The organism is Methylobacterium sp. (assembly GCF_019750675.1).
GTDB lineage: Bacteria > Pseudomonadota > Alphaproteobacteria > Rhizobiales > Beijerinckiaceae > Methylobacterium.
In genome coordinates, this window is record NZ_JAIEOF010000451.1 from 1 (window position 1) to 8,025 (window position 8,025).

Genomic DNA, 8,025 nt, shown 5'->3' on the forward strand with positions numbered 1-8,025 from the left:
GAGGTCGAGGCGCAGGAAGACCGGGCCGGACAGGCCCGCCAGCAGGCCGGCCGGCAGCCGGGCCCGGCCCGCCGTCCAGCGGTGCTCCGACTCCTCCGCGTGAAAGCTCGCCGCGAGCGCGGGATCGTTCAGGGAGACGGCGCGCGGCGCCTCAAAGCCGGCGGTGAGGGTCAGGCCCGAGAGGCAGAGCCCGAGCGCGCGTTCATCCACGCTGTCCGAGACCTGGGCCGGCACGCTCGTGGGCGCGCAGAGCCAGATCTCCCGGGCGTCCGCCGGCAGGACGAAGCAGGCGGAGAGCCCGCGCGTCTCGGGCAGGAGGCGGGCGCCGTCCACCTCGAGGTGCACGCCGGCCCAGACCTCGGGCTGGTGCAGGACCCAGCCGGCCGCCTTGGCCCGGCTGCGCAGGCGCGCCCGGGCCACCGCGACGACGGGGCCGTCGCGGTGGAAGGGCCGGCAATAATCGGCGGTCGTGCCCGCCCCGGCATCGGGGCCGGCACCGAGATCGACGACCGCGCCCGTGCCGAAGAAGCTCCGGTTGCCGCAATCGAGGTAGCTCTCGGCGGGCAGGCCCTCGGCCAGCAGGATGTCGTGGCCGTCGAGTTCGACGTGCCAGTAGGTGACGTGCGCCACGTCCTCCTGGACGATGGTCGATCCGTTGACCAGGGCGACGGCCGGCACCAGCACCTCGCCGAGCATGTCGAGGCAGAGGGCATGGCCGGGCGAGACGCACAGGTCGCGCGCGGGCTTGTTCTCGCCCAGCGCGCCGGCGCGGATGCGCACGGGCTGGGCCTGGCCGGGCCGGGGATGGCGGCGGGGTGCCATGGCGCGGCTGCCGATCCAGCGGATCGGGCGATACGCACCGGCGGCGGTGAGCACGCAATCGCCCACGCGCAGATCCTCGACCGCGACCTCGCCCACGTCGGTGCGGATGCGCGTGCCGGTGACGTAGCAGGCCACGTCGGCCTCGAAGACGTCGGTGGAGCCGTTCGTGTCGTCGGCCACGAGGTTGTTGGCGTTGCTCTGGAATGCGACACGGGTGCCGTCGCCCGAGATCGAGGCGCTGCCGCTACCGCCGGTGGTCTGCGCGCCCGTGCTGTCGGTAGAGACGCGGGTGGTGGCGCCGGTGCCGAGGTCCTTGACGAAGACGTCCTGCTGACCGTTCGTGTCGCCGGCCACGAGGTTGCTGGCGGTGCTCGAGAAGGCGACGCGGGTGCCGTCGCCCGAGATCGAGCTGTTGGCGCTGGTACCGTCGCCCTCCGCGCCCGCGCTGTCGGTGGAGACGCGGGTGATCGTGCCGGTGCCGAGGTCCTTGACGAAGACGTCCTGCTGACCGTTCGTGTCGCCGGCCACGAGGTTGCTAGCGGTGCTCGAGAAGGCGACGCGGGTGCCGTCGGCTGAGATCGAGGGGGCGAGGCTGTTGCCGCCGGTGCTTTGTGCGCCGGTGCTGTCGGTGGAGACGCGGGTGGTGGTGCCGGTGCCAAGATCCTTGACGAAGACGTCGGTGGAGCCGTTCGTGTCGCTGGTCACGAGGTTGCTGGCATTGCTCTGGAAGGCGACGCGGGTGCCGTCGCCCGAGATCGAGGCGTTGATGCTGGTGCCGGCGCTCTGCGCGCCCGCGCTGTCGGTGGAGACGCGGGTGGTGGTGCCGGTGCCGAGGTCCTTGACGAAGACGTCGGTGGTGCCGTTCGTGTCGCCGGCCACGAGGGTGCTGGCGTTGCTCTGGAAGGCGACGCGGGTGCCGTCGGCCGAGATCGAGGCGATGCTGCTGATACCGCTGACCTGCACACCCGTGCTGTCGGTGGAGACGCGGGTGGTGGTGCCGGTGACGAGGTCCTTTACGAAGATGTCCTGCTGATTGTTCGTATCGCCGGCCACGAGGTTGCTGGCGGTACTCTGGAAGGCGACATGGGTGCCGTCGGCCGAGATCGACGGGGTGTTGCTGGAATTGTTGCCCTGCACCCCCGTGCTGTCGGTGGAGACCAGGGTGACCGTACCGGTGAGCGTGTCCTTGACGAACACGTCCTGCTGACCGTTCGCGTCGCCGGCCACGAGGTTGCTGGAGGTGCTGGTGAAGACGACGTAGCGCCCGTCGGCCGAGACCTGGGATCCCGTTGCGGCCATCTGGCTGATGTCGTTGCCCTGCGTTCCATCGACCGCGGTCGATGCGCGCGTGGTGGCCATGGTCGTGTCCTGCGTGCCCGTGCCGGCGGATATGCCCGCGATCCATGGGACGGGCGTATCGCGGCACGTGTGTTGAGGAAAGTGTCAAAACCACACATACCCATAAGAAGTCCCGGCCTCGGTCTTCGCGCCGATTTTTTCGCCAGTCACCGCCTGATCGGTACGGGTTCGTGCTTATACAAAATGTCGAAGCAACACAGGGTTCATCCGTGTTGGTCTATCGACATAAGCAACAAAAACAAATCCATTCGTCGCGAAATTCGTTTTCCGTGTTCTGAACATTATGGGTACTAGCCACGGCGCCATCGCATTTGTTTTAGATGCTGGCACGGTCGCGTCGTACGTTGAGACAATGATCGCGAAACTCCCAGGCTTGACCGTCCGGCGGCCCGCGCGGGCGGCTTCGGTGCCGCCGAGGCGTCGCCGGTCACGGAGTGGTTCCTCGCGCAGGCTCGCGCTATGTAAGGCCGATGACCGATCCAAATCGTCGTCGCCTGCTCGCCACATCCGCGAGTGCTCTCGCCGCTGCGGGCCTCGCGACGGAGGTGTCCGCACAGGCGCTCACCGCCGCCCCCGACAACTGGATGACCGCGAGTCAGGGCGAACGCGACGGCGCGTACAACAACTCCACGGCGGTGCCGGGCAGTGCGGGGATCGTGGAGGGTTGGACGACGGACTCCGCCCGCCTCCGCGCGCAGCATGCCGGCACCATCGATCTCGCCTATGGGCCCCGGCCCCGCAACAAGTGGGACCTGTTTCCCGCGTCCGACCGCATGGCGCCCTGCCTCATTCACGTTCACGGCGGCTATTGGCAGGCCCGCTCACGCGAGAACTTCTCCTGCATGATGGAAGGCGTCCTCGCCGCCGGTTTCGCCGCCGCGATGCCGGGCTACACGCTGGCTCCGGACGCGACCCTCACCGAGATCGTGGCGGAGGTTCATCGGGCCCTCGACTGGCTCGCCGCCGAAGGGCCGGCACACGGTATCGCGGGGCCGATCATTCTGTCGGGCTGGTCGGCCGGCGGCCATCTCTGCGCGGCGGCTCTCGGACATCCGAGCGTGCGCGCCGGTCTGGCGATGTCCGGCATCTACGAACTCGGACCCTTGCGAGACACCTACCTGAACGCGAAACTGCATCTCAGCGACGGCGAGATCGCGACGCTCTCGCCCTTGCGTCTGCCTCCGGTCGATAAGCCGCTGGTGCTCGCCTACGGCACCGCCGAGCTGCCGGCGCTCGTCGAGAACAGTCGATCCTTTCACGCCTATCGCTCGGCCAGACATCAGGCGGGAGCGTTGATCCCGGTGCCGCGCGCGAACCACTTCACGATCTACGATCACCTGCGGCCGGCGGACGGCCTGCTGACCCGCGCCGTTCTGGAGCTTGGACGCACCCTTCGCGCCTGACGGGCGCGGCCCGCCGCGCGGATGCCCCCGGGCGCTGCCCGCTCCTCCGGGGCTTCCATGGACCTACGGTGAGGACGATGCGGTCGATGGGCCTATCGTGACGCACCGACGACCGCACTGGACGGAGAAGAATTCGCCCTCGTCGCGTTCGCAGAGCGCGGTGTGCGAGGGTTCGGAAGACCTGCGGGCCCACACGGCAGTGTCGCGAAGTGGGCCGTCTCGAACGCGCAGGGTTTCGGGCCTTGATCCAAATCAAGGCCAAGGCGAAGGCCCAACCTCACCTTTCCCGTGAGCGGGTCCACCGGCCCCGCGCACAGGGAGGCCATCCCATGGACCTGAAATCGCTTCTGACCCTCGGCGACCGTGGCGGCACGCCATCCGCCGATCAGCAAGCCTCCGTCTGGCCGTTGCACCGGCTTGCCGACTCGGTGTTCGGTGACCTTCGGCTCGGCCTGCCGGCGCTGCTGCAAGGCGGTCTCCTGCAAGGCGGCGTCCTGCCGCGCATGGATGTCGTGGAGAAGGACGGGCGCATCGAGGTCACCGCCGAGTTGCCGGGTCTCGCGCGCGAGGACGTCCGCATCGAGCTCGCCGACGATACGCTCGTCATCAGCGGCGAGAAGCGGCAGGAGACGGAGGAGACGAAGGGCTCGCGGAAGATCACCGAACGCTCCTACGGTGTCTTCGCCCGCACCCTGGACCTGCCCGCGGGCGTCAAGGCCGAAGACATCGAGGCGAGCATGGACAAGGGAGTCCTGACGGTGAGGTTCCCTAAGGACGCGATGACGTCGGCGGCGCCCCAGCGCATCGAGATCAGGGCCACGTGAGCGGCGTCGGCGTGAGCGGATTGTCCATGCATGCATGGCTGGTCCGACGGCTGGAGAGGGGCGGCCACCTCGACGAAGTGGCCCGTCAAGCCCTGCTTGCCCTTCCGCTTGAACCGCGACCCGTGGCGGCGCGTGCCGAACTCGACGGCGGACCGGGCCCGAGCGGCCTCCACCTCGTCCTCGACGGCGTGGCTTGTCGCTACGTGATGGAACCCGGGGGGGAACGACGCATCGTCGCGTTGTTCCTGCCCGGCGACCTCTGCGCGTCGCGGTCGCTGCTTCCGCTCGAACTTCCGGGCAGAATCGGAACCCTGTCTGCCTCCGCGGTCGCCGACATTGCCCCCGAGGCGCTGCGATCCCTGATCCGGGCCCACCCCGGTGTCGAGCGAAGTCTCGCCTGGTTGACGCTCCTGGAACTCGGCATCGCCCAGCGCTGGCTGGTCAATGCCGGGCGGGATGCCGAAGGCCGGGTCGCCCATCTCGTCTGCGAGATCGTGGCCCGGCTCCGCGCGGTCGGGTGCCGGGAAGGCGATGCGTTCGCCGGCGGCGTCCGGCAGGCGGTGATCGCCGACATCGCGGGGATTTCCATCGTTCACGTCAATCGCGTGCTGCACGCACTCCAGGACGCCGGCCGGATCCGGCTCGTGAAAGGCGTGATCACCGTCCCGGATCTCGACCGGCTCGCGGCCTATGCCGCCTTCGACCCGGGTTACCTGCACCTGCCCGAGCCGGTCGAACCGTCGCCGGCGGTCCTCGATCCGTTCCGAAGGCCCAGCTTCGTCGATGGCGGGAACGCCGTCGCATTCTGACCGGTCTCGGTCCGGCCGGGGCGGGCATGCCGGCCCGGGCGGGCATGCCGGCGACGGTGGCGGACCGCGCGGGTGCACCAGGGTCGCGCGGCTTGCCGATGAGCGGTCGCGCGATCAATGGGACATCAGGCAGGCAACGGCGCCCTTCGACAGCAGGTCCCGCGTCACCCCGCCGAAGAACCATTCGCGCAGGCGGCTGTAGCCGTAGGCGCCCGTCACGATCAGGTCCGCGTCGAATGCGCTGGCCGCCGTCCTGAGGTCGTGCGCGACGGTCCAGCCCGACGACGTCACGACCTGCGCGGTCGCGTTGACGTCGTGCAGGGTCAGGTAGGCGGCGACGTCCTCGATCTCGGACCGCGCCTCGCCGTCGGCGATCCGCACCACCTGGACGGTCTCGGCCCGTCGCAGGAGCGGCAGTGCGTCCGAGACGGCCCGGCGCGTCTGAAGCGTGTTCTTCCAGCCCAGTACGATGCGCCGCGTCTTCAGGTGCTCGACGCCCGGCGGGACCACCAGCACGGGGCGGCCGCTGCCCATAAGCACGTCGCCGAGGTCGACGGCCATGCCGGGGGAGACGTCCTCGTCGTCCGCCGAGCGCCCGACGACGATCAGGTCCGCGGCCCGTGACTGCTGGTTCAGGAAGGGCACCGGGGCGGCGAGGTCGGAGCGCCAGGCGACCCGATCGTTCAGGCACGAGGTCTCGCGGAAGACCTGCTCCGCGCCCCTGAGCCGGTCGAGGGCGGCCTGACGGATCTCCTCGATGGCCATGTCGGCCGGAACGATGGATTCGCCGAGGCCCTGCGGATATTCCGGCAGGCCGCCGGCCACCCCGATGAGACGCGCGCCGAAGCGGTGGGCGAGTTCCGCGGCGAGACGGACCCGCGCCGCGGCGTGGCGCCCGTCGTCGACCGCGACCATGAGGCTTGCATAGGACATCGGATCCGCTCCCGGGCTCGAACGCGCGACGCCGTCATGGTGCGCCCGTGTCGGTGCCCGGCCTTGATCTGTCTCAACACCGTGCCGCTCCCGGCCGTGGACCGGGCCGCACCCGTCCCCCCGCGAAAGCTTTGCGCGGATGCATCGCGGGTCGGCCATGGGGGTTCGGCGAGGTCGCGCCGGCGCGCTGCCGTGGTGCGAAGCGCGAGTCCCCGCGGCGCCGGCCGATCCCTTGAGGTGGATCAATGTCCCCCGGCGCGCGGGGGGAGAGGGTGCCTCACACGGCCGGGTGCATCCGCGGCCCGGCCGACCGATCGCCGGAAAAGGAGTTTCTCCATGAACGACAAGATCCTGCGCCAGAGCATCGTCGACGAGCTCGATTTCGAGCCCAGCATCGATGCGGCCCATATCGGCGTCGCCGTGGACAAGGGCATCGTCACGCTCACGGGCCATGTCGGCAGCTACACCGAGCGCGTGGCGGCCGAGAAGGCGGCCCGGAAGGTGCGCGGCGTGCGCGGCGTGGTCGAGGAGATCAAGGTCCGCTTCGCCGGCGAGGCACTGCCCCGCGACGAGGATCTGGCCCGGCGCGCCGTGCAGATGCTCGACTGGTCCGTCACCGTTCCGCCGAACGCCGTCCAGGTGAAGGTGCAGGACGGCTGGATCACGCTCACCGGCGCGGTGCCGTGGCAGTACCAGAAGGAGGAGGCCCAGGCCGCGCTCAAGCGCCTCACCGGCGTCGCCGGCATCATCAACCAGATCACGGTCGAGCCGCAGGCGAGCGCCACGGACGTGCGCACGAAGATCGAGGCGGCGCTCAAGCGCAACGCCGAAGTCGAGGCCGACGCGATCAAGGTGACGGTCAAGGACGCCAAGGTGACCCTGGAGGGCAAGGTGCACGCCTGGCACGAGCGCAACCTCGTCGAGAACGCCGCCTGGTCGGCGCCCGGTGTGCGCGCCGTCGTGGACCACCTGACGCTCGGGTGAGCCGGCGGCCGGGGCCGGGCTCGCCGCCCGCCCCGCTCCGACGCTTGCGATGCCGTCGTCGAACAGGGGATTGCGATGTCCTATGCCAGCGTCATGGTCGCGGTCGATCTCGATGAGTCCGCCCGCGGCCGGATCCGCCTCGCCGGGCACCTCGCCGACGACTTCAAGGCCCGCCTCATCGGGGTCGCGGCGGAGATGCCGGCCTACGAGGCCGCGCCGGTGGGACCGACCCTCGGGAGCTCCTACTGCCTCGCCTCGGTCCAGGAAGCCGTCCTGAACGACCTGCGGATCGCGCATGCGGCCTTCGACGAAGCCGCCGCCGGCCGAAGCCGCGTCGAGTGGCGCTCGAACCTCGACTTCCCGATGGAGTTCCTGGCCCGCCAGTCGGCCGCCGCCGACCTCGTGGTCGTCGGCCGGGGCGATGCGGGCAACCCGCTCCTGTCGGTCGATCCGGGCGATGCGGTGATGCGGCTCGGCGCCCCGGTGCTGGTCGTCCCGCCGGGCATGGACCGTCTCGATGCGCAGCGGGTGGCCGTCGCCTGGAAGACCACGCGCGAGGCCCATCGCGCCCTGCGGGACGCGTTACCCTTCCTCGCGCGGGCCTCCCACGTCGTGGTGCTCGCCATCGACGATGGCGCGGGTGCCGCCGACACGCGGGACGTCGTCGGGTTCCTCCAGGCCCACGACGTCCACGCATCCGCCGTGGCGAAGGACGCCCGGGGCAGTTCCACCGCCGAGGCGCTCGTCGATGCGGCCAGCGAGCACGCCGCCGACCTGATCGTGGCGGGCGCCTACGGGCACGGCCGCCTGCGCGAATGGGCCTTCGGCGGCGTCACCCGCGACCTGCTCGCCGGCTGCCCCGTATGCTGCCTGATGAGCCACTGACGGTAA

The 8,025-nt window shown here is 70.2% G+C and carries 7 protein-coding genes; 5 read left to right on the forward strand and 2 right to left on the reverse strand.

Annotation, left to right across the window (positions count from 1 at the left end; all coding sequences use genetic code 11):
- The coding region (locus tag K2X24_RS23625) for a Hint domain-containing protein (protein ID WP_292501717.1) at positions 1–2,181 on the reverse strand (2,181 nt) is incomplete at its 3' end.
- Between the two features lie 470 nt (positions 2,182–2,651).
- Between K2X24_RS23625 and K2X24_RS23630 the strand changes: the two genes are divergently transcribed.
- From K2X24_RS23630 to K2X24_RS23640, 3 genes are all read left to right on the forward strand, one after another.
- The gene (locus K2X24_RS23630; RefSeq protein ID WP_292501719.1) at positions 2,652–3,584 is read left to right on the forward strand and encodes an alpha/beta hydrolase; all 933 of its coding nucleotides are present in this window, start codon (positions 2,652–2,654) and stop codon (positions 3,582–3,584) included.
- Between the two features lie 329 nt (positions 3,585–3,913).
- On the forward strand, positions 3,914–4,408 hold the full coding sequence (locus tag K2X24_RS23635) for an Hsp20/alpha crystallin family protein (RefSeq protein WP_292501721.1): 495 nt from the start codon (positions 3,914–3,916) through the stop codon (positions 4,406–4,408).
- Between the two features lie 26 nt (positions 4,409–4,434).
- Positions 4,435–5,217, forward strand: coding sequence for a Crp/Fnr family transcriptional regulator (locus K2X24_RS23640; RefSeq protein WP_292501722.1), 783 nt, complete (start codon positions 4,435–4,437; stop codon positions 5,215–5,217).
- 114 nt (positions 5,218–5,331) lie between these two features.
- On the opposite strand, the gene K2X24_RS23645 is transcribed toward K2X24_RS23640, so the two are convergent.
- Positions 5,332–6,150, reverse strand: coding sequence for a universal stress protein (locus K2X24_RS23645; RefSeq protein ID WP_292501723.1), 819 nt, complete (start codon positions 6,148–6,150; stop codon positions 5,332–5,334).
- 336 nt (positions 6,151–6,486) lie between these two features.
- Between K2X24_RS23645 and K2X24_RS23650 the strand changes: the two genes are divergently transcribed.
- A complete protein-coding gene (locus tag K2X24_RS23650; RefSeq protein WP_292501726.1) occupies positions 6,487–7,134 on the forward strand; it encodes a BON domain-containing protein in 648 nt (215 codons plus the stop codon).
- A gap of 75 nt (positions 7,135–7,209) precedes the next feature.
- Positions 7,210–8,019, forward strand: coding sequence for a universal stress protein (locus tag K2X24_RS23655; RefSeq protein ID WP_292501728.1), 810 nt, complete (start codon positions 7,210–7,212; stop codon positions 8,017–8,019).
- The last annotated feature ends 6 nt before the right edge of the window (positions 8,020–8,025 follow it).

What these genes read in the sequence shown, in the direction of transcription:
- K2X24_RS23650 (WP_292501726.1), top strand. Translation starts at nt 6,487, where the DNA reads ATGAACGACAAGATCCTGCGCCAGAGCATCGTCGACGAGCTCGATTTC.
- K2X24_RS23640 (WP_292501722.1), top strand. Translation starts at nt 4,435, where the DNA reads ATGCATGCATGGCTGGTCCGACGGCTGGAGAGGGGCGGCCACCTCGAC.
- K2X24_RS23645 (WP_292501723.1), bottom strand. Translation starts at nt 6,150, where the DNA reads ATGTCCTATGCAAGCCTCATGGTCGCGGTCGACGACGGGCGCCACGCC.
- K2X24_RS23655 (WP_292501728.1), top strand. Translation starts at nt 7,210, where the DNA reads ATGTCCTATGCCAGCGTCATGGTCGCGGTCGATCTCGATGAGTCCGCC.
- K2X24_RS23630 (WP_292501719.1), top strand. Translation starts at nt 2,652, where the DNA reads ATGACCGATCCAAATCGTCGTCGCCTGCTCGCCACATCCGCGAGTGCT.
- K2X24_RS23635 (WP_292501721.1), top strand. Translation starts at nt 3,914, where the DNA reads ATGGACCTGAAATCGCTTCTGACCCTCGGCGACCGTGGCGGCACGCCA.